Source organism: Paractinoplanes lichenicola (genome assembly GCF_016785085.1).
In the GTDB taxonomy this organism is placed as follows: domain Bacteria; phylum Actinomycetota; class Actinomycetes; order Mycobacteriales; family Micromonosporaceae; genus Actinoplanes; species Actinoplanes lichenicola.
In genome coordinates, this window is record NZ_JAENHO010000010.1 from 181,299 (window position 1) to 199,947 (window position 18,649).

19 protein-coding genes are annotated in these 18,649 nt (G+C 72.1%); 11 read left to right on the forward strand and 8 right to left on the reverse strand.

Annotation, left to right across the window (positions count from 1 at the left end):
* Window positions 1-10: 10 nt before the first annotated feature.
* Window positions 11-1,318, reverse strand: a complete 1,308-nt coding sequence (locus JKJ07_RS32660) for a M20/M25/M40 family metallo-hydrolase (RefSeq protein WP_202995725.1) — start codon at window positions 1,316-1,318, stop codon at window positions 11-13.
* A gap of 111 nt (window positions 1,319-1,429) precedes the next feature.
* On the opposite strand from JKJ07_RS32660, the gene JKJ07_RS32665 reads away from it, so the two are divergent.
* Both JKJ07_RS32665 and JKJ07_RS32670 read left to right on the forward strand, forming a co-directional pair.
* Entirely contained in the window at window positions 1,430-2,017 is a 588-nt protein-coding gene (locus tag JKJ07_RS32665; RefSeq protein ID WP_307834520.1) for a hemerythrin domain-containing protein, read from the forward strand.
* A gap of 100 nt (window positions 2,018-2,117) precedes the next feature.
* Window positions 2,118-3,104, forward strand: coding sequence for a LysR family transcriptional regulator (locus JKJ07_RS32670; protein WP_202995727.1), 987 nt, complete (start codon window positions 2,118-2,120; stop codon window positions 3,102-3,104).
* Window positions 3,105-3,145: 41 nt separating this feature from the next.
* Here JKJ07_RS32670 and JKJ07_RS32675 read toward each other — a convergent pair whose 3' ends face one another.
* Complete coding sequence (locus JKJ07_RS32675) at window positions 3,146-5,674, reverse strand: ATP-dependent Clp protease ATP-binding subunit (RefSeq protein WP_202995728.1); 2,529 nt, start codon at window positions 5,672-5,674, stop codon at window positions 3,146-3,148.
* A gap of 108 nt (window positions 5,675-5,782) precedes the next feature.
* Between JKJ07_RS32675 and JKJ07_RS32680 the strand changes: the two genes are divergently transcribed.
* The 7 genes from JKJ07_RS32680 to JKJ07_RS32710 all read left to right on the forward strand — a co-directional run bounded on the left by JKJ07_RS32680 (window position 5,783) and on the right by JKJ07_RS32710 (window position 12,587).
* Window positions 5,783-6,163, forward strand: coding sequence for a PIN domain-containing protein (locus JKJ07_RS32680; RefSeq protein WP_202995729.1), 381 nt, complete (start codon window positions 5,783-5,785; stop codon window positions 6,161-6,163).
* A gap of 9 nt (window positions 6,164-6,172) precedes the next feature.
* Window positions 6,173-6,340: a hypothetical protein gene (locus JKJ07_RS32685; protein WP_202995730.1), complete on the forward strand. Its 168-nt coding sequence runs from the start codon at window positions 6,173-6,175 to the stop codon at window positions 6,338-6,340.
* A gap of 228 nt (window positions 6,341-6,568) precedes the next feature.
* The gene (locus JKJ07_RS32690; RefSeq protein ID WP_202995731.1) at window positions 6,569-7,768 is read left to right on the forward strand and encodes an MFS transporter; all 1,200 of its coding nucleotides are present in this window, start codon (window positions 6,569-6,571) and stop codon (window positions 7,766-7,768) included.
* Between the two features lie 339 nt (window positions 7,769-8,107).
* Window positions 8,108-8,368: a hypothetical protein gene (locus JKJ07_RS32695; protein WP_133877377.1), complete on the forward strand. Its 261-nt coding sequence runs from the start codon at window positions 8,108-8,110 to the stop codon at window positions 8,366-8,368.
* 4 nt (window positions 8,369-8,372) lie between these two features.
* Window positions 8,373-9,257: a hypothetical protein gene (locus JKJ07_RS32700; RefSeq protein ID WP_202995732.1), complete on the forward strand. Its 885-nt coding sequence runs from the start codon at window positions 8,373-8,375 to the stop codon at window positions 9,255-9,257.
* Complete coding sequence (locus JKJ07_RS32705; protein ID WP_202995733.1) at window positions 9,250-11,883, forward strand: FtsK/SpoIIIE domain-containing protein; 2,634 nt, start codon at window positions 9,250-9,252, stop codon at window positions 11,881-11,883. The genes JKJ07_RS32700 and JKJ07_RS32705 overlap by 8 nt, the downstream gene beginning before the upstream one ends.
* Entirely contained in the window at window positions 11,880-12,587 is a 708-nt protein-coding gene (locus tag JKJ07_RS32710) for a hypothetical protein (protein ID WP_307834521.1), read from the forward strand. The genes JKJ07_RS32705 and JKJ07_RS32710 overlap by 4 nt, the downstream gene beginning before the upstream one ends.
* Here JKJ07_RS32710 and JKJ07_RS32715 read toward each other — a convergent pair.
* Both JKJ07_RS32715 and JKJ07_RS32720 read right to left on the reverse strand, forming a co-directional pair.
* Window positions 12,580-13,833 (reverse strand): cupin domain-containing protein, encoded by a 1,254-nt coding sequence (locus tag JKJ07_RS32715; protein WP_202995734.1) that lies wholly within the window; start codon window positions 13,831-13,833, stop codon window positions 12,580-12,582. The two genes, JKJ07_RS32710 and JKJ07_RS32715, sit on opposite strands and share 8 nt — an antisense overlap.
* 2 nt (window positions 13,834-13,835) lie before the next feature.
* Window positions 13,836-14,084: a hypothetical protein gene (locus tag JKJ07_RS32720; RefSeq protein ID WP_202995735.1), complete on the reverse strand. Its 249-nt coding sequence runs from the start codon at window positions 14,082-14,084 to the stop codon at window positions 13,836-13,838.
* A gap of 93 nt (window positions 14,085-14,177) precedes the next feature.
* Here JKJ07_RS32720 and JKJ07_RS32725 point away from each other — a divergent pair, with 93 nt between their 5' ends.
* Together JKJ07_RS32725 and JKJ07_RS32730 are read left to right on the forward strand one after the other, a co-directional pair.
* On the forward strand, window positions 14,178-14,924 hold the full coding sequence (locus JKJ07_RS32725) for a DUF72 domain-containing protein (RefSeq protein ID WP_202995736.1): 747 nt from the start codon (window positions 14,178-14,180) through the stop codon (window positions 14,922-14,924).
* Window positions 14,906-15,697 carry an aminotransferase class IV gene (locus JKJ07_RS32730; RefSeq protein ID WP_202995737.1) on the forward strand — a complete coding sequence of 264 codons (792 nt, stop codon included), beginning with the start codon at window positions 14,906-14,908 and terminating at the stop codon, window positions 15,695-15,697. Before JKJ07_RS32725 ends, JKJ07_RS32730 begins: the two co-directional genes overlap by 19 nt.
* On the opposite strand, the gene JKJ07_RS32735 is transcribed toward JKJ07_RS32730, so the two are convergent.
* From JKJ07_RS32735 to JKJ07_RS32750, 4 genes are all read right to left on the reverse strand, one after another.
* Complete coding sequence (locus JKJ07_RS32735; RefSeq protein ID WP_202995738.1) at window positions 15,674-16,555, reverse strand: DUF72 domain-containing protein; 882 nt, start codon at window positions 16,553-16,555, stop codon at window positions 15,674-15,676. The two genes, JKJ07_RS32730 and JKJ07_RS32735, sit on opposite strands and share 24 nt — an antisense overlap.
* Window positions 16,556-16,627: 72 nt before the next feature.
* Window positions 16,628-17,044, reverse strand: coding sequence for a TraR/DksA family transcriptional regulator (locus JKJ07_RS32740; protein ID WP_184949691.1), 417 nt, complete (start codon window positions 17,042-17,044; stop codon window positions 16,628-16,630).
* Window positions 17,045-17,210: 166 nt separating this feature from the next.
* Window positions 17,211-17,843: a nucleoside/nucleotide kinase family protein gene (locus tag JKJ07_RS32745; RefSeq protein WP_202995739.1), complete on the reverse strand. Its 633-nt coding sequence runs from the start codon at window positions 17,841-17,843 to the stop codon at window positions 17,211-17,213.
* A gap of 11 nt (window positions 17,844-17,854) precedes the next feature.
* Complete coding sequence (locus tag JKJ07_RS32750) at window positions 17,855-18,415, reverse strand: winged helix-turn-helix domain-containing protein (protein WP_202995740.1); 561 nt, start codon at window positions 18,413-18,415, stop codon at window positions 17,855-17,857.
* Between the last annotated feature and the right edge of the window lie 234 nt (window positions 18,416-18,649).

Genomic DNA, 18,649 nt, shown 5'->3' on the forward strand with positions numbered 1-18,649 from the left:
TTCCACAGGGTCAGCTGTTGCGGAGCAGACGGTCGAGCACACGCACGCCGAACTTTAGTCCCTCGACCGGGACGCGCTCGTCGATGCCGTGGAACAGGGAGGCGAAGTTCAGGTCGGCGGGAAGCCGCAACGGGGCGAACCCGAAGCAACGGATGCCGAGCGTCGAGAAGGCCTTCGCATCGGTGCCCCCGGACATCAGGTACGGCACAGTACGCGCCCCCGGATCCTCCGCGCGCAGCGCCGCCCCCATCGCGTCGACGAGCTCGCCTGAGAACTCGGTCTCGACCGCCGGCTGCTGGTGCACGTGCTCGATCTCGACGTCGGGCCCGATCAGCTCCTTGAGCTCGGCCAGGAACCGGTCGGCCTCGCCGGGCAGCGTGCGGCAGTCGATCGTCGCCGACGCCCGGCCGGGGATCACGTTGTCCTTGTAACCCGCCTCGAGCCGGGTCGGGTTGGCCGTGTTGCGGATGGTCGCGCCGATCAGGTTGGCGATCGGGCCCAGCTTGGCGATCGCCACCTCCGGGTTCTCCGGATCGATGTCGATCTCCAGCGCGTCGCCGACCTGCTCGAGAAACGCCCGTACGGTCGGGGTGACCACGGTCGGGAAGCGGTGCCGGCCGACCCGCGCGACGGCCTCGGCCAGGGTGGTGACCGCGTTGTCGTCGTGGATGAACGAGCCGTGCCCGGGGCGGCCGGTGGCGTGCACGCGCAGCCAGTCCAGGCCCTTCTCGGCGGTCTGCACGAGATAGAGGCGCAGGTCGTCGTTGACCGTGTACGAATACCCGCCGACCTCGCCGATCGCCTCGGTGCAGCCGTCGAACAGGTCGCGGTGGTTGTTGACCAGCCACTGCGAGCCGTACTCCATGCCGGCCTCTTCGTCGGCCGTGTAGGCGAGCACGATGTCGCGCGGGGGCACGTAGCCCGTACGGGACCAGTCCCGGACGACCGCGAGCATCATCGCGTCGAAGTCCTTCATGTCGATCGCGCCGCGGCCCCAGAGGTAGCCGTCCTTCTCCTCGCCCGAGAAGGGGTCGACCGACCATTCGCTCGCGTCGGCCGGCACCACGTCGAGGTGGCCGTGCACGAGCAGGGCCCCGCGGCTGCGGTCGGCCCCGGGGATGCGGGCGACCAGGTTGGCCCGTTTCGGCGCCGACTCGTGTAGCTCGACGTCGATGCCGGCCTCGCCCAGCTTGGCGGCGACGTATTCGGCGGCGGCCCGCTCACCGACCGTGGTGCGCGGGTCGCCGGTGTTGGTGGTGTCGATGCGCAGCAGGTCGCGGCAGATGCCCACGACCTCGTCGGCGGGGGTAGCTTCCATTTGACCTTCTTACCAGCAGCATGTAACGAGCCTTTAGTCAGATCAAAGGGTGGCGGGTGGGGTGGCGGACGTAGGTTTCGTCGGAACCGAGTGGGGGGTATCAGCGGCGCCGTGTCTTCCTTGAATCTTCCTCCCCTGCCGCCCCTGGGTGGCGAGACCACGGGCCGTAATGTCGTCGACGTGGTCACCGAGGAGCACCGCGAGCTGCTCGAGCTGTGCGACCGGCTGACCGCCGCGCCCGAGGACAAGCGCCTGGCCGGCGTCGTGATCGCCGAGCTGTCCCGGCACCTGAGCGCGGAGGAGCAATACCTCTACCCCGCCGTACGGCGTACCGTGCCGGGCGGCGAGGAGCTGGCCGCCCGCGAGCTGGCCGAGGACCGTCAGCTGTTGATCACTCTGCAACAACTGCAGCGGGAGCTGTCGGCCGAGAAGATCAAGAACGTGGCGGACGCCGTACGCCGGCACGTGGACGCCGATGCCGAGGAGCTGCTGCCCGTTCTTGTGCAGATGGTGCCGATCGAGGATCTGATCCGGGTCGGCAACCGGTTCGAGACCGCCGAGGAGGCCGCGCCGACCCGCCCCCACCCGGGCACCCCGTCGACGCCGCCCTGGAACAAGGTGGTCGACCCGGCCGTCGCCGTCGTGGACAAACTCCGCGATGCCGTCACCGGCCGAACCACGTACGCCAGGGATTTGTAGGCAAATCACCGGATTCGTTAACCGATTTGTCACATACGGGGGATCTTTCATCCGTCTATAGGTCTAGCCTTCGATGTCTTCTTGGTCCTAACGTCACGTTATGAACCTGGAGCTGCGTCATCTCAAGGTGGTCTGCGCCATCGCAGAGACCGGCAGCGTGACCAAGGCGGCCTCGCAGCTGGGGCTGGCCCAGCCGGCTCTGACCGCGCAGCTGCAGCGCATCGAACGCACTCTGGGCGGCCCGCTGTTCGAGCGGGACCGTCGCGGGGCCCGGCCCACGGCGCTCGGCGAGCTGGTCCTCGCCCGCGCCCGGGTCCTGCTGCCGGCCATGAAGGGCCTGCAGGACGAGGCGGCCCGGCTCGCCGGCGCGACCGGGGTCGACACGATGAGCCGCTATCGGATCGGGGCCCTGGGCGGCCCGATCATCGGCGGCATGGTGTCCCGGCTCGCCCAGGCCCAGCCCGACGCCCAGATCACCACCCACGCCTCTTACTACGTCGACGACCTGGCCAACATGGTGCTGGCCGGCAAGCTCGACTACGCGCAGGTCGGCGTGTGCGGCGACGCCTTCCCGTCGGCCGATTACGGCCTGGTCTGGCAGACGATCGCGATCGACGGCATCTGCGCGCTGATGCCCGAGGATCATCCGGGCAGCAAGGGCACCGACGTCGACCTGGCCGAGCTGGCCTCGGAGTCGTGGGTGGCGGCCACCGGCGACGGCTGCTTCGGCGACTGTTTCGCGGCCGCCTGCGCCCGGGCCGGCTTCACCCCGCGGCGCATGCTCGAGAGCGACGTCCGCGGCTGCATCGACATGGTCGAGTCGGGCATGGCGCTCGCGCTCTGCCAGGGCACGTTCCGCCCACCGGCCGGGTTGACGTCGCGGCCGCTGCGCGGAGCCCCGCTGCGGTGGCGGCTGGTGCTCGGCTGGCATCCGGACTCGCAGGCCGCCAACAGCTCGCCCAAGCTGATGGAGATGGCCCAGGAGGCTTACCAGGAGGTTGTCGAGCGCAACCCCGACTTCGTCGACTGGATGGCCGACTATCCGCAGCTGGGCGTGGTCGGCAGCCTCGCCGCCGTCGACAAATGACAAAGGGCCCGGCGTGATGCCGGGCCCCTCTCGTCGTTCGATCAGACCTTCGCGGGCGAGTCGGCCGTCAGGGTCAGCACCCCGTCGGCCACGTCCACCTTGACCGTCTGGCCGGGAGCCAGGTCGGCCGCCAGCAGCATCGTCGACAACCGGTTGTCCAGCTCACGCTGGATCACCCGGCGCAGCGGGCGGGCGCCGAACTCGGGCTGGAAGCCCTTCTCGGCCAGCCAGTCGACCGCCGCGGTGGTGATCTCCAGGGTGACGTCCTGGTTGCGCAGCCGGCGCCGGGTCTCGTCGAGCATCAGCTCGGTGATCTGCCGGACCTGCTCCTGCTCCAGCTGCCGGAAGATGATGATCTCATCGATCCGGTTGATGAACTCGGGCCGCAGCTGCTCCTTGAGCCGCCGGTCGAGCCGGTCGCGCAGCTCCTCGTCGGGCGAGGCGCCGCCGGCCGCACCGAAGCCGACGCTGCGGCGGGTGCCGTTGATCAGGTCCGAGCCCAGGTTGCTGGTCATGATCAGCACGGTGTTCTTGAAGCTCACCGTGCGGCCCTGGCTGTCGGTCAGGCGCCCGTCGTCGAGCACCTGCAGCAGGATGTTGAACACGTCCGGGTGGGCCTTCTCGATCTCGTCGAGCAGCACCACGCTGTACGGGCGGCGCCGCACCGCCTCGGTCAGCTGCCCCGCCTCGTCGTAGCCGACGTAGCCGGGAGGCGCCCCGACCAGCCGCGACACGGTGTGCCGCTCCTGGAACTCGCTCATGTCGAGCCGGATCATCCGGTCCGAGTCGCCGAACAGCGCGTCGGCCAGCGAACGGGCCAGCTCGGTCTTGCCGACACCGGTCGGGCCGAGGAACAGGAAGCTGCCCACCGGCCGGTCCGGGTCACCCAGTCCGGCCCGCGACCGCCGTACGGCCTCGGCCACCGCCACGACCGCGTCGTCCTGCCCGACCACCCGCTCGTGCAGGTGCCCCTCGAGGCGCAGCAGGCGCTCCCGCTCCTCCTCGGTGAGCTGCGCGACCGGGATGCCGGTGGCCCGCGACACGACCTCGGCGATGTCGGCCTCGGTCACCTGCGGCACGCCACCCTCGGCGGAGGAGCCACGCTCGATCTCGGCCTTGAGCTGGTTGATCTCGTCGCGCAGCGCGGACGCCTTCTCGTAGTTCTCCGCCGCCACGGCCTGGTCACGGTCGCGGGACAGCTCGTCGAGGCGGCGCTCCTTCTCCCGTACGCCCGCGTCCGGGGTCTTGACCCGCAGCCGCACCCGCGCGCCGGCCTGGTCGATCAGGTCGATCGCCTTGTCCGGCAGGAACCGGTCGGTGATGTAACGGTCGGACAGCTCGGCCGCGGCGTCGAGCGCCTCGTCGGTGATCCGCACCTGGTGGTGCGCCTCGTAGTTGTCGCGCAGCCCGCGCAGGATCGCCACGGTGTCCTCGACGGACGGCTCGCCCACCAGCACCGGCTGGAACCGCCGGGCCAGGGCCGCGTCCTTCTCGATGTGCTTGCGGTATTCGTCGAGCGTGGTCGCGCCGACCACCCGCAGCTGCCCGCGAGCCAGGGCCGGCTTGAGCATGTTGCTCGCGTCCATGCCGCCCCCGTCGCCGCCGCCACCGGCGCCGACCAGGGTGTGGATCTCGTCGAGGAAGACGATCAGGTTGTCGCCCTCGCTCTGGATCTCGTCGATGACCTTGCGCAGGCGCTCCTCGAAGTCGCCGCGGTAGCGCGTGCCCGCGACCAGGCCGGCCAGGTCGAGCTGGATGACCCGCTTGTTCTCCAGGGTCAGCGGCACGTCGCCGTCCACGATGCGCTGGGCCAGGCCCTCGACGATCGCGGTCTTGCCGACACCGGCCTCGCCGATCAGCACCGGGTTGTTCTTGGTGCGCCGGGAGAGGATCTCGACCGCCTGCTCGATCTCGTCGGCCCGGCCGATCACCGGGTCGATCTCGCCGCGGCGGGCCATCTCGGTCAGGTCCACGCCGAACTGCTCGATCGTGGGGGTGTTCGGGTTGCTCGGGGTGCCGCCTCGGCCCTGGCTCGGCTTCGGCTCGGCGTTGCCCTGCTGCTGCAGCGCCTGCGGGTCGAGCTTGCCGGCCAGCAGGCGGCCCGCCGCGGAGTCGGGGTTGAGGCCGAGCGCCATCAGGATGTGCTCGGGACCCACGTACGACGAGCCCAGCGCCCGCGAGATCTGCAGGCTGTCGAGCAGCGCGCGCTTCGCGGCCGGGGTCAGCGCGACCTGGGCGGGAAGCTCCTCACGGACGCCGGCCGGACGGCCCAGCGCGGACAGCAGCGACTCGGGGTCGGCGCCCGCACGGCGTACGGTCTGCTTCATCGACTCCTGCTGGAGGACCGCCCACAGCAGGTGGTCGGTGTCCAGGTCGGCGACCGGACGATCCGGATCGGCGAGCTCGGCCGCGCGGCGGGCGGAGGCGGAGAGCACCTCACGCGCGTCGCCGCTCATGTACTTGGTGATATCGATGCGCGCCGAGCGGCGCGGGTCCGCCGCACCGAAGAAGCGCGCGAAGAAGTCGTCCCACTGGCCGGGACCAGTCGGTCCGATCGGTCCGATGCTCATACGTCTTCTCTCTTCCCTTGCTTTTCGTCATGCGAGGGGTTCAACCGCGACGCCCGACGCCGCCATTCCCGATTCTCCAACAAAGTTGACTCGGGTAGGCTCAACTTCATGACCGTACCTCTCGTGATCGTCGACGGGGCCAACGTCGTCGGTTCCGTACCCGATGGGTGGTGGCGTGATCGCGCCGGGGCGGCCGTGCGGCTGCGCGACGCCCTGGCCCCGGTGCTCGCCGCGGGCCTGCCCGACCTGCCCGGCCCGGTCGCGGTGACGCTGGTCGTCGAGGGGCAGGCGCGCGGGATCCCGGCCGCCGAGGAGGGCGTCGAGGTGGTGCGGGCGAACGGCTCGGGCGACGACACGATCGTCGACCTCGTGCGGGCTCGAGCCGGCACCCGGCGCATCGTGGTGATCACCGCCGACCGCGGGCTGCGCGACCGGGTGACGGTTTTCGGGGCCGAGGTGAGGGGTCCCTCCAGCGTCCCGCGCCGTTAAGCTGTGAGCGTGATCGCACGGTTCTGGGCCCCCGCGCCGGACTGGATCACGCCCTCGCTGCCCCTCTACGGCAACGATCACGAGCGCCGCGACTTCGCGCCCTCGGCCTCGGCCCGCCCGATGCCGCTCTGGACGCCCCCGCCGCTCTGGCCCCCGTGGGCCCTCCAGCACGGCTGACATCCCTTCGCGAGGCCCGTACGCCTCGGATCTCCCGCGCCGCCGCGCCCTGATCCTGCCACCACAAGTTGATCTTGTAGACATGTTGATCTTGCCGGTATCGCCATCCCAAACCCCCGCCCACCACGGGGACGGCCGGGACTTTACGCCGTCGGGACGGTCGGAAACCGGTTATCCACAGGGCCCCGGCGCGCCTTTTGTCGCACAGTCGGAAAACGGAGTCCGCCCATGTCCACGACCCCCGCCGAGCGCATCGGCGCCCGCGCAGTCCTGCGCCAGCCGTACGTCCCCCTGGTCCTCACCGCCAGCCAGGTCGGCCGCCTCCCCCTGGCCGCCTCGCCCCTGGCCCTGCTGCTCTTCGCCCGCGACTCCCTCAGCCTGGCCGTGGCCGGCGCGCTGGTCGCCGTCTTCACCGCCGGCATGGCAGTCGGCGCCCCCGTCCTCGCCCGAGCCGTCGACCGCTGGCGCCAGCCACCCGTCCTGTACGGCTCGGCCGCCCTCTCCACGATCGGCTACCTGATCGCCGCCTCCGCCCCCGGCCGCCCGCTCGTGATCGCCGCCGGCGCCGCGCTGGCCGGCCTGGGCACCCCGCCGATGGAGGCCTGCCTGCGCGCCCTCTGGCCCACGCTGGTGCCGCCGAACACGGTCCACGCCGCGTACGCGCTGGACATCGCCGTGCAGGAGGTCATCTTCGTGACCGGGCCGCTCGTCACCCTCGGCGCGGTCGCCGTCGGCGGGACCTCCGCGGGCCTGTACGCCGCCGCCGCGCTCCAGTTGATCGGCGTGATCGCGTTCGTGCGCGCCCCGGCCGTGCGGGAATGGCGGGGCACTCCGGCCCGTCGTCACTGGGCGGGTCCGCTGCGGTCGGGCCGGCTGGCCACCATGGTCGGCGGCGTGGCCTTCGTCGGGGCGGCCGTCGGCAGCATCCCGGTCGTGCTCACCGGCTACGCCGAGGCCGCGGGCGACCGGTCGCTGAGCGGCTGGCTGCTGGCCGCGCAGGCCGGGGGCGCGCTGGTCGGCGGGCTGATCTACACCCGGGCCACGCCCGGCGGGCCCCGGCGGCTGCCCGTGCTGACCGCGATCTTCACCGTCGGCTACCTGCCGCTGCTGATCGCCCCGGGCACCGCGGCGATGACCGTGCTGCTGATCCTGAGCGGGCTGATGCTGCCGCCTGTGCTGACCGCCGTGTTTCTGGCCGCCGACCGGCTGGCCCCGCCCGGCACGGCCGTGGAGGCGTTCGCCTGGATCATGACCGCGTTCAGCGTGGGGAGCGCGCTGGGGGCGGCGGTTGCGGGTCCGTTGACCGATGTCGGGGTGCGATGGGGGTTCGCCTTGGCGCCGGTGGTGGCCGCTGTGGCGATCGTCGCCATGATCGCCGCAACCAGCCCTAACCCGCCCGCCTTGGGGGACCCCCACCCTAAGCAGTGAGCGGGGTGTCCGGCCGCGTTGTCCACATTATCGGGTTGTCCACAGGGCCGTTTGACGCGGGCGGGGGGCGGGGAAGTTGATCTCCTGAGGGTGGTGAGATCCACGCCCGGGGGTGAATGTGGGGGCTCGCAAGACGGGCGTACTCTTCCCGCAAGTGCCGCCGGACTGTCACTCTCAGGATTCATTCCTGTTCATTCAGGGTCGGGTCTCAGGCTTCCGGCACAGCCCCCGGCAGGCTGTCCAACAGGGACGCTCCTAGGGGCGGCCCTCACGGACGGCCCGCACCGGGGCAGTAGTCTGGGTTCGACAGTCGGTTCCGTAAAGCAGGAGGCTCCACGGGTGGCCAGTGTCGCCGAGGTCAAAGCGGCTGTGGACGCTGCATTGCAGCAGGTCACCGAGGGCCAGCAGGCGATACAGGCGGCCCGCGAGAAGCTCGGCGAGGCGCAGCAGAGCCTGGCCGCGGCGCTCGACGGCAGTGGCAACGACGCGGTGGGCGCGGCGCACGCCCAGCTGTCGCAGGCCGATCAGTCCCTCGAGGAGTGCCTGGGCGCGACTCTGGTCGCGATCGAGCAGGCACAGCAGTACACGGCGACCCTCTGACGAGATGTCTCTGATCCAGGACCTCGGCGCCCGGCTCCGCGCGACCTCGGACGAGCTGCCCACCGGTCAGGTCACGGTCGCGCTGGAGAAGCTGCGCAGCGCCATCGAGCTGCTGACGTGGGTGCGCGAGACGTCGCAGGACCCGCTGGGCGTGCCGCAGCTCGGCAACGCGACCGAGCACGCCGAACGGGCCGCGGCCGCGCTGAGGCTCGCCCAGGATTCGATCGCGCGCTATCTGGCGAGCATCGGCCTCTCGGGTGAGGGCGCCGCGCCGCCCGACCGGGATTGGAAGGCCGGCCTCGAGAAGCCCGACCGCCGGCCCGAGCAGCCCGAGCAGGAGAAAACCGAGCAGCTCGGCCCTTGGTGGCAGGAAAGAGTAGCCCAGCTGACCGGCGAGCCCCCGCCCGACAAATCGGACAAATCCGAAACAGGTGATACAGCGGAGTTGTTGCGCCGCGTGGCGAGCGGTGTCAGGGCAGGCGACCGGGCCCGGCTGGGCCGCGACCTGCACAGCGTCAACGCCTCCACGGGCCTCGCCCTGTCGGCGGTCAGCTCCCCCGTGCTGCACAGGCTGGCCGGCGACCTGCTCGGCCACGAGCCCCGCCCCGAAGACGTGGCCAAGCTGCGCTCGGCCGCCGAGGGCCGGGTCAAGTCGCTGCTCCCCGGCACGTCCCCGGCCGTGCTGGAGACGCTGATCGACCGCATCTGCCGCGTGCCTGCCAGCGACCGGCCCCAGGCCCCCAACCACCCGGCCGACAGCGCGGTCACCGCCGGGGTGCTCACCGGCGTGCTCCTGGCCCGCCTCGGCCGCGACGCCGGCACGCTCGACCCGTCTGCCCCCGACCCGGTGCAGCGCCCTTCGCAGAACACCGGTCAGGACAATGCCTGATTCCACAGCGCAGCAGGTGATGGACATCCGGGCCGGGCTCTCGCACGCGCTCGGCGCCGCCGCGAACGCCCTCGAGGCCGCCCGCCACGAATACGGCCGGGCGGTCGAGCGCCGCCGCCGGGTGACCGAGGCGGCCCAGGCCCGGCGCGACAAGCTGGCCGGGGCCCGCGAGGCCCGGCTGGCCGAGATCGCCCAGCAGCACAAGACCGACCTGGCGGCCTATGCCGGGTTTGCCGCCGCGGCCGCCGATCGGGCCGCTCCCGGCGCCGCCGGCGACCCGTGGGACGACTGGCAGGCGACCCCGCTCGACCGGGCCGCCGAGCTGCGGGTGGGCCGGCTGCTGCTGCCCCACCCGGAAGAAGTTCCGGCGCTCGTCCCGCTGCTCGACCGCGGGCATGTCGTAGTGCGCGGCGACCGGGCGATCGGCGACGAGGTGGTGGCCGGGCTGCTGCTGCGCGCGCTCGGCACGGCGCCGCCGGGGATGGTGCAGCTGATCGGCTACGACCCGGAGCACCTGGGGGGCGGGCTGGCCCGATTCGCGCCGCTGGCCCCGGTCAACGTGCTCACGTTCGTCGGGCCGGGCGGGCTGGGCTCGCTGCTCGACGACCTGACCGATCAGGTGCGCCGGATCAACGAGACGGTGCTGGCCGGCGAATACACGTCGCTGCGCGAGCTGAACGCGGCCACCCATCGGCGGCCGGAGCCGTGGCGGATCGCCGTGCTGCTGGGGGCGGGCGAGCTCAGCCGGGCCGAGCAGGCGCAGCTGCAGCGGCTGTTGCGCACGGGCGCGGCCTGCGGCGTGCACCTGGTCATCCAGGGCATGCCGGTGCCGGCCACCGACGGCGTCGAGTTCATCACGGCGCAGCCGGGCGACCACGCGCGGATCAGCAGCGCGGGCGCTTTGCCCGTACGGCTTGATGGGGGCCCGCCGCAGGCGGTGGTGGCCGCGACGTGCCGCCGGATCGCCGAGGCGGTCGCGGCCGGCCCCGCCCCGGTGGCCCTGGACAGCCTGTTGCCGCAGGTCGAGTGGCAGGAGAGCGCCGCCACCGGGCTGACCGCGCCGCTCGGCGACAGCCCCCAGGGCATGCCGGTGCCGGTGACCCTGGCCGACTATCCGCCGCACGCCCTGATCGCCGGGCCGTCGGGCACGGGCAAGACCAACCTGATCTACGCCTGGATGGGCGCGCTGGCCGCCCGCTACTCCCCCGCCGAACTGGCCTTCTATCTGCTCGACTTCAAGGAGGGCGTGTCGTTCGCGCGGTTCGCCCCGGGCCGGCGCGACCAGACCTGGCTGCCGCACGTGCGCCTGGTCGGGGTCAACGTCAACACCGACCGCGAGTTCGGGCTGGCGCTGCTGCGCTTCCTCGGCGACGAGCTGCGCCGGCGGGCCGACGCGGCGAAGCGGCACGAGGTGACCAACCTGGCCGAGCTGCGGGCCGAGGATCCGCAGGGCTCGTGGCCACGGATCGTCGCGGTCATCGACGAGTTCCAGGTGCTGCTGTCGGGGCGCGACGCGGTCGAGAAGGAAGCCGTCGACCTGCTCGAGGATCTGGCCCGCCGGGGCCGCTCGCAGGGCATCCACCTGATCCTGGCCAGCCAGGACGTGTCGGGCATCGAGGCGCTGTGGGGCCGGCCGGCCCTGGTCGCGCAGTTCTCGCTGCGGATCGCGCTGCCCCGGGCCCGGCGGGTGCTGGCCGAGCAGAACACGGCGGCCGAGTCGCTGCCCCGCTATCACGCGGTGGTCAACGCCGACTCGGGCGCGGTCGAGGCCAACCGGGTCGTGCGGGTGCCCGCCGCGGGCGACCGGGAACGGTGGAACGCGCTGCAGCACCGGCTGTGGCGGCGCCGCCCGGCCGGGCTGGGCCCGCCCCGGCTGTTCGACGGTGACGTGGTGCCGCGGCTCGCCGACAGCCCCGACTTCCAGCGGCTGGCCCCCGTCGAGTCGGTCTCGGCGCCCGTGGTGCTGCTCGGCGAGACGATCGACGTCGAGGCCCGCTCCGCCCGTACGGTGTTGCGCCGCGCCCCCGGACGCAACCTGGCCGTGCTCGGCACCCGGCTCGAGGAGGCCTGCTCGGTGCTGGCCACGGCCGCCCTGTCGCTGGCCGCGCAGTTCCCGCCGGAGAGCGCCCGGTTCTCGATCCTCTGCCTCGACCAGGACGCCCGGCCGGCCGCGCAGGCGCTGTGCGAGGCGCTGCCCGACTGCGGCTGGTACGAGCACGACAACGCCGACTGGATCCTGGAGGAGGCGGCGGCCGAGGCGGCGGCGTCCTGGCCCGCCGACCGGCATCACTTCCTGTTCGTCTATGCGGCCGACGCGCTGCCCGGCGGCAAGGGCGCGGCCGACCAGCTGCGCACGATCCTGCGGCAGGGCCCCGAGCGGCGCATCCACGTGGCCGGCTGGTGGCGCGGGGCGGGCCTGCTGCGCGACGCGCTCGGCGGCCCCGGCTCGCGCACCGACGCCATCGGCGCCTGGGTCGCCCTCGACGTGCACGGCAGCGAGCTCGCGCCGTTCTATCCCGGCGCCGGCGCTCCCGCGTGGTATCCGCGGCCCTGGCGTGCCCTGCATTTCGACCGCTCGGTGCATCGCGGGGCCGAGGTCATCATCCCGTACGGGGTGGGCAAGTGACCCACGCGCACGGGGGCCTGCAGCCGGCCGATTACGAGACCGCGGACTATCGCAGCGTGCTGCGGCGGCTGACCACCCTCGACGAGGAGGCGGCCGGGCTGCGGGCCGAGGCCGAGCACTGGCACGAGGGCCGGCTCACCGCGGCCGACGAGGCGGTGCGGGGCGCCGAGGAGGCCGTCGCCGAGGCCAAGCACGCCGTGTCGCACGCCCAGCGCCGGCTCGAGGAGGTCGACGCGCGGGCGGCGGGCCTGTGGTCGGAATACGTGCACAAGGTGGGGCCGGTGGCCGAGCGCTACGGGCGGACGGTGCCGCCGGCCGCGATCCCCCGGCAGCGCGACCGGGACGCCGGCGACTATCTCGACGAGGTGGCCACGAAGGTCAAGTACACGGCCCCGGCCCGTCCGATCAACAGCGGCGTCAAGCTGATGTTCGCCGTGTTCGGGTTCCTGGGCGGGGTGGCCGGCGCGATCGGCAACCACGTGCTGCGCACCAACGGCGGCGGCGCGACCGACGGCACGTGGAAGGACGCGCTGCCGGTGGTGGCGCTGCTCGTGCTGCTGGCCTGCCCGGTGTTGTCGGTGGTGGCGGCCAAGCGGGTGGCCGACCGTCGCGGGGCCGGGCTGGACGCCGCGACGGTGGCCACCGTGCTGATCACCGGCCTGGTCACGGCCGGCGTGCTGGTCGCGCTGCTGCGAACTACTTGACCGCCGGCACGACCAGAGCCTCGTTGAGCAGGCGCCGGGCCAGCACCAGCTTGTCGGCGTCGTCGTCGAGAGGCAGATCCCCCACCCGTACGGGGCCGGGGCCGAACGCCGTGCGCAGGGCGGGCGCGCAGTAGGCCGGGAAGCGCATCGTGCGCCCGGCCAGGCGCAGCACCACGTGCTCGGGCCCGTCGTCGGCGAGCCGCCAGCGCAGCCCCTCGCGCACCCGGATCTCGTCGTCCGGCCCGAGCCCGGCCACGAAGTCGAGCTGGGCCAGCGGGCTGACCGGCTCCGGGCGGGCGGACGGCCAGTCCCGGCCCTGCAGCCGCGCGGCCACCTCGGCCGGGTCGACGCTCGTGAGCCAGTCCCTTAGCGCCTCGACGGTCTCGGTCAGCTCGGGCTCGATCGCGTCGGGGTCGGAGACGTCCACCCCGTACGGGAGGGTGGCCCGCAGCCGCGCGTCCCCGGCCGCCAGGGCCAGCAGCTCCTCGACGACGGCATAGCGGGTGAGGGCCCGTACGCCGATGGTCAGGTGCAGCGACCGGTGACCGAGCGCCTCGGCCGAGTGCAGCCAGCCGCGCGGCAGGTAGAGCGCGTCGCCGGGCGACAGCACAATGTCCATCGCGGGCTCGCCCTGGGCCGTGGCGGCCACCTCGTCGGCGTGCCCGCCCCAGGCCTGCTTCTCCAGCGGGTCGGCCAGCACCGGCTCGTGCAGCCGCCAGCGCTTCGTGCCGTCGACCTGCAGCACGAACACGTCGTGGGTGTCGTAGTGGGTGCTGAAGCCCTGGCTGCCGGGCGGCGTCAGATACGCGTTGACCTGCAGCGGGCGGCGCAGCTCGGCGCCCAGCCGGCGGCTGTAGTCGATCAGCGGCGGCCACAGGCGGTGCAGGCCCTGGAGGACAAGGGTGGCGCCCTCCGCGTAGAGCCGCATCACCTGGTCGTCGACCACCTGGTCGCCGATCTCGGCCCCGGCCCCGCCGCTGCCGGTGAAGCGGGCCGTGGGCAGCACCTTGCCCTGCTGGGCGACGCGCAGGAAGGGGGTACGCAGGCCGCGCCGGCTGAGCAGCTCGTCGACGGCCTCCGGGGAGAGCAGGTCGGCGAAGCCGTCCGGCCCGGCCAGCTCGCCGGCCCGGGAGAGCAGCGGGACCCGCCCCCAGTGCGCGGCGGCGAACTTGCCCGGCTCGACGGCCACGGCCCGGGACAGCGCCGGGCGGGACCCGCCCGGCGCGTCGTCAGTCGTTCCGGACATTGTCAGGACGCGGAGCCGTCGGCGCCGCCGTCGTGGCCGTCCGGGTTGGCGCCACCGTCGGCCGGGCCCTCGCCCGCCGAGCCGTCAGCGCCGCCGTCGTGGCCGCCCGGGTTGGCGCCACCGTCGGCCGGGCCCTCGCCCGCCGAGCCGTCAGCGCCGCCGTCGTGGCCGCCCGGGTTCGCGCCACCGTCGGCCGGGCCCTCGCCCGTGCTGCTCGAACCCGAGGTGATGTCGTCGTCGTTCAGTGCCATGGGAAGCTCCTTCTTCGGTGGACGTGACAGCACCGGCGAGTTACCCCGTGATCATGGGGTCTAACCTGCCTGTGAGCGGGGTATCCGGCCCCGGTGCTGAACATCGGGACGTCGGGCTGGCAGTACCGGGACTGGAAGGGCCGCTTCTATCCTCAGAAGCTGCCCCAGCGGCTCTGGCTGGAGCACTACGCCGCCCACTTCCCCACCGTCGAGGTCAACAACGCGTTCTACCGGCTGCCCGAGCGGTCGACGTTCGAGCAGTGGCGCGAGCGCACCCCGGACGGGTTTTGCGTGGCGGTGAAGATGAGCCGCTACCTGACGCACATCAAGCGGCTGCGGGACCCGGCCGAGCCCGTGGCCCGGTTCTTCGAGCGGGCGAGCGCGCTGGGCGGCAAGCTCGGCCCGGTGCTGCTGCAGTTGCCGCCGACCCTGAAGGCCGACCTGGACGCGCTGGACGAGACCCTGACGCTGGTGCCGGAGGGGACGAGGGTGGCAGTGGAGCCGCGGCACGACACGTGGTGGACCGACGATTGCCGCAAACTGCTCGAACGGCACAACGCCGCGCTGTGCTGGGCCGATCGTAAGGGACGCCCGATCACTCCGCTGTGGACGACTGCCGACTTCGGCTATCTGCGCCTGCACGAGGGCCGGGCGAAACCGTGGCCGAGCTACGGACGGACGGCGCTGGGGTCGTGGCTCGAGCGGCTGACCGGCGTACGGGAAAGCTTTGTATATTTCAACAACGACCAGGGTGGCGCGGCGGTGACCGATGCCGACCGGATGTGCGCTCTGGCCCGCAAGCGGGGCCTTAAGGTGAGGACGTGCGCTTCCTCGAACTGAACGGCCGGGCCCCCGACGCCGCCGAGATCCAGCGGCTGGCCTCGATCAACTACGGGCACTTCACGTCGATGCAGGTGCGGGATCGGGGCGTACGGGGTCTGGCTCTGCATTTCGCCCGGCTGGCCGACGGCAACGAGGAGTTCTTCGGCTGGCGGCCCGGCCTCGACGACGAGCACCGGCTGCGTCAGCTCATCCTGCACGCGCTGGGCGACCGGGCGGACGCCTCAGTGCGGGTCTCCTATGTGTTCGGCGCCGACCTCGACGGGCCGCCCGACGTGGTGGTGGCGGTGGCCGACCCGGCGAGCGATGAGCCGGCTGCGCCGCAACGGGTGCGCATCGACCCGAAGTTCCGGCGGGAGTGGCCCGAGCACAAGCACGCGGCGACGATGGGCCTGTGGCGGGCGCAGCGGCTCGCGGCGGCGGCCGGCTTCGACGACGCGCTGTCGGTGGGGCCGGACGGGCTGGTGCGCGAGGGCACGACGTGGAACGTGGCGTTCCTCAAGGGTGACGAGGTGGTCTGGCCGCAGGCGCCGATGCTCAAGGGCGTCACGATGGTGCTGCTGCAGATCGCGATGACGATGCAGGGCGTGCCGTGGACGATCCGGCCGGTGCCGGCGTCGGAGCTGCCCGACTTCACCGGGGCGGTCGCGGTCAATTCCCGTACGGTCCGGCAGGAGCTCGCCTCGATCGACGACCTGAAGTATCCGGCCGGCGACAAGCTGGCCGCGATCATGGCCGAGACCTGGGCCTCAGTCCCCTTCGACGCTCTCTAGCAGCTCGATCAGCTCGGTGGCGTTGCGCTGGGCGTAGTCCGAGTAGCAGTTGTTCATGAACACCTGGGTCGTGTCGGCCTCGGCGGCCAGCGACTTCAGGCGCGGCGCCCAGTCCGCGAGCTCCTTGCGCGAATACTCGTAGCCGAACTTCTCGTGGATGTCCTTGCTGGTCCACTTGTCGCTGTGGCCGTGGAAGCGCACCACGGCCAGGTCGGCCGTGGCGGCCAGCACCGGCGGCACCGACGACTTGTGCCCCTGGGGCATGTCGACGCCGACGAAGGCCAGCTTGTGAGCGCGCAGGAAGTCGAGCGTCTCGTTCTGGTTGGCGCCGGAGAACCAGCTCGCGTTGCGGAACTCGAACACCGGCCGGATCGGCCGGCAACGGGCGGCGATCTCGAGGATGTATTCCTTGTTGGACTTGCGGATGCCGAACCACGGCGGGAACTGGAAGAGCACCGCGCCGAGCTTGCCCGCCTCGGCCAGCGGGTCCAGGGCCGACAAAAACCGGGTCCAGACCTCCTCGTACGCCCGGGAAGGCAGGTCGCCGGGGTAGATGTTCTTCTTGTCCGTCTCGGGCCGCAGGTCCTTGTAGATCGCCGACACCTTGGTCGGGTGACCCGTCAGCAGGCTGAACGCCTTGATGTTGAAGGTGAACCCGGCCGGCGTGCGCTGGGCCCAGAGCCGGCTGGTCTGCTCGGCCGGCGGCCCGTAATACGTCGAGTCGACCTCGACCACCGGAAACTTCCCGGCGTAGTGGGCCAGCCGCTTCTCGGGGGTGTCGGCGCTCGCCGGATACCACCCCGAGGCCAGCAGCGTCCGGTCGGTCCACGACGCGGTGCCGATCTGGATCGTGCCCATGCGCTCAAGTTAACCCCGGATACAGCGGGTCCGCCGCACGGAGCGGCGGACCCGGACGCATCGTCCCGCGGGCTAGCCGGCCCGGCGCTCGCGGTTCTGCTTGCAGTGCACGCACGTGGTGGCCGAAGGGAAGATCTCGAGCCGCTCCCAGGGGATCGGGTTCGAGCAGCCCTCGCAGTTGCCGTAGGTGCCCTCCTCGAGCCGCTGCATCGCGTGCTCGGCCTGCGTGCGCCGGTCGCTCAAGGTGCGCAGCAGCGACGACGCGGCGTCGCGCTCGGCGGTCTTGGAGCCGCTGTCGGCCTGGTCGTCCCCGGCGGAGTCGCCCATCTCGGCCAGCCGGAGCTTCTGGTTCTCGGCGAGCGCCTCCTCGTACTCGGCGCTCAGGTCGTCGAACCGGCCCCGCAGGACCGTGCGGATCTGGTCGATCTCCTCCGCCGTACGGCCCTTGGCGGCGCCCTTGCCCGTGATTACCGCTCCATTGACGAGCATGTGCTCCCCCTGCCTTCCTCTGCCCCTGCCGGCGGTCCCCCGAGGCTCGGCCCCATCACACCGTGGAGCCGGGCTGATACCCGCCGCCGAAGATCTCAAACGAGGCCTCCGCTGAAAAAGTAACCGGAGCATAACTGTCGGTGTTCGGATCCGCCACAGACTCGCTTCATGAACGTTCGAGGACCATTGCGGGATGCCGTGGATCATCGACGCGGACGACCACGTCGGCGAAGGAGGCGGGGGCCACCTCGTCCGCGTACCGCTCGTAGGCGGGCAGGGTCCAGGCGGTCTCGGCGGGGGTGCGCCGGGCCAGTGCCGCGGCCGACATCTCGAGGTGCACGGTGACGTCGAAGGCGAGCCCGCCGCCGAGCAGCAGGGGGCCACTGACCAGCAGAATCGCGCGGGGCGGGAGGTCCTGATAGGGCGCGCGGACGGCCCGGTCGGCGGTCGCGTCCCAGAGCCGGGTGAGCACTCGCCCGGAGCCCCCGGGGCCGGCCGGATCGAGCACCTCGCGGGCCAGCCCGGCCTCGTCGAACCAGCCCAGATAGAACGAGTCGGGGTTGTCCCGGCCGAACTCCAGGCGCAGTGACGCGGGTCGCAGGAAGTCGGCGGTGTCGATCCGTACTGTGGGACGGCCGCGGGCCCGCAACGGGCCGACCAGGGCGTCGGCCAGCGCCTCGGGACGGGCCGCCGGGGCGCCGTCGAGGGCGACCCGGAGGTAACTGTCGGGTTCCCGACATATCAGCTGATCGGCAAGTTCTTCGACCAGAACCTCGGCCGAGATGGGACGGACGCGCACGCGGCGAAAGGCTACTCGTTCGGCTTGATCAGCACGTGGGCGTCGTCGCTGAGCCGGTAGCCCACCCCGTAGACCGTGGTGATCAGCGGGACGGCCCCGCCGAGCTTGAGCCGCAGCCGGCGCACGTGCACGTCGACCGTGCGCTCGCCGGTGTGGTCGTAACCCCAGACGCCGGTCAGCAGCTGGGCCCGGGTGAAGACCCGGCGCGGCCGCTCGGCCAGGAACAGCAGCAGGTCGAACTCGAGGCGGGTCAGCGGCAGCGGCTCGCCGTCGACGATGACCTGCCGGGTGCCGGTGAGCAGGCGCACCTCGGGGCCTGCGGCGACGTCGGGCTCGGGCTCCGCGACGGGCGCCACGGCCGGCTCGAGCTGCACGGTGCCCTGGCTGACCTCGACGAGCTCGCGGACGGCCTCGATGAGCTTGTGGGCCTGCGGGGAGATGCTGTCACCGGTCAGCGGGATGGCGACCGTGACGGTCAGGGCGGGTTCCGACGGGCGGCGGACGGCGGTGGAACCGCGGCCCGGTCCGGTGGCATGTCGGGCAAGCCGTGGTGAAAGCGCACTGGCCGGCATTTAGTTGATCCCCCTGAAATACGTCTTGGCAACCGAATACGACCGATCACCCTCCGTAAAGCCGCGGACGATATTTCCGCCAGCGTCGTTGTCGGGTCAACCCGCCAACCACACTGTGGGAAAATCGTTCCACGTCCGCCTTGACTGCGGAAAATGCATTTCCCAACGGATTCTGTCAGACTGATTAAGCATTGCCGAACGCGCATCTGGCTGCAGTTACTTGCCGCACTCCCC

Coding starts and splice junctions, on each gene's coding strand:
- JKJ07_RS32660 (WP_202995725.1), bottom strand. CDS start 1,318: ATGGAAGCTACCCCCGCCGACGAGGTCGTGGGCATCTGCCGCGACCTG.
- JKJ07_RS32670 (WP_202995727.1), top strand. CDS start 2,118: ATGAACCTGGAGCTGCGTCATCTCAAGGTGGTCTGCGCCATCGCAGAG.
- JKJ07_RS32675 (WP_202995728.1), bottom strand. CDS start 5,674: ATGAGCATCGGACCGATCGGACCGACTGGTCCCGGCCAGTGGGACGAC.
- JKJ07_RS32680 (WP_202995729.1), top strand. CDS start 5,783: ATGACCGTACCTCTCGTGATCGTCGACGGGGCCAACGTCGTCGGTTCC.
- JKJ07_RS32690 (WP_202995731.1), top strand. CDS start 6,569: ATGTCCACGACCCCCGCCGAGCGCATCGGCGCCCGCGCAGTCCTGCGC.
- JKJ07_RS32700 (WP_202995732.1), top strand. CDS start 8,373: ATGTCTCTGATCCAGGACCTCGGCGCCCGGCTCCGCGCGACCTCGGAC.
- JKJ07_RS32705 (WP_202995733.1), top strand. CDS start 9,250: ATGCCTGATTCCACAGCGCAGCAGGTGATGGACATCCGGGCCGGGCTC.
- JKJ07_RS32715 (WP_202995734.1), bottom strand. CDS start 13,833: ATGTCCGGAACGACTGACGACGCGCCGGGCGGGTCCCGCCCGGCGCTG.
- JKJ07_RS32720 (WP_202995735.1), bottom strand. CDS start 14,084: ATGGCACTGAACGACGACGACATCACCTCGGGTTCGAGCAGCACGGGC.
- JKJ07_RS32735 (WP_202995738.1), bottom strand. CDS start 16,555: ATGGGCACGATCCAGATCGGCACCGCGTCGTGGACCGACCGGACGCTG.
- JKJ07_RS32740 (WP_184949691.1), bottom strand. CDS start 17,044: ATGCTCGTCAATGGAGCGGTAATCACGGGCAAGGGCGCCGCCAAGGGC.
- JKJ07_RS32750 (WP_202995740.1), bottom strand. CDS start 18,415: ATGCCGGCCAGTGCGCTTTCACCACGGCTTGCCCGACATGCCACCGGA.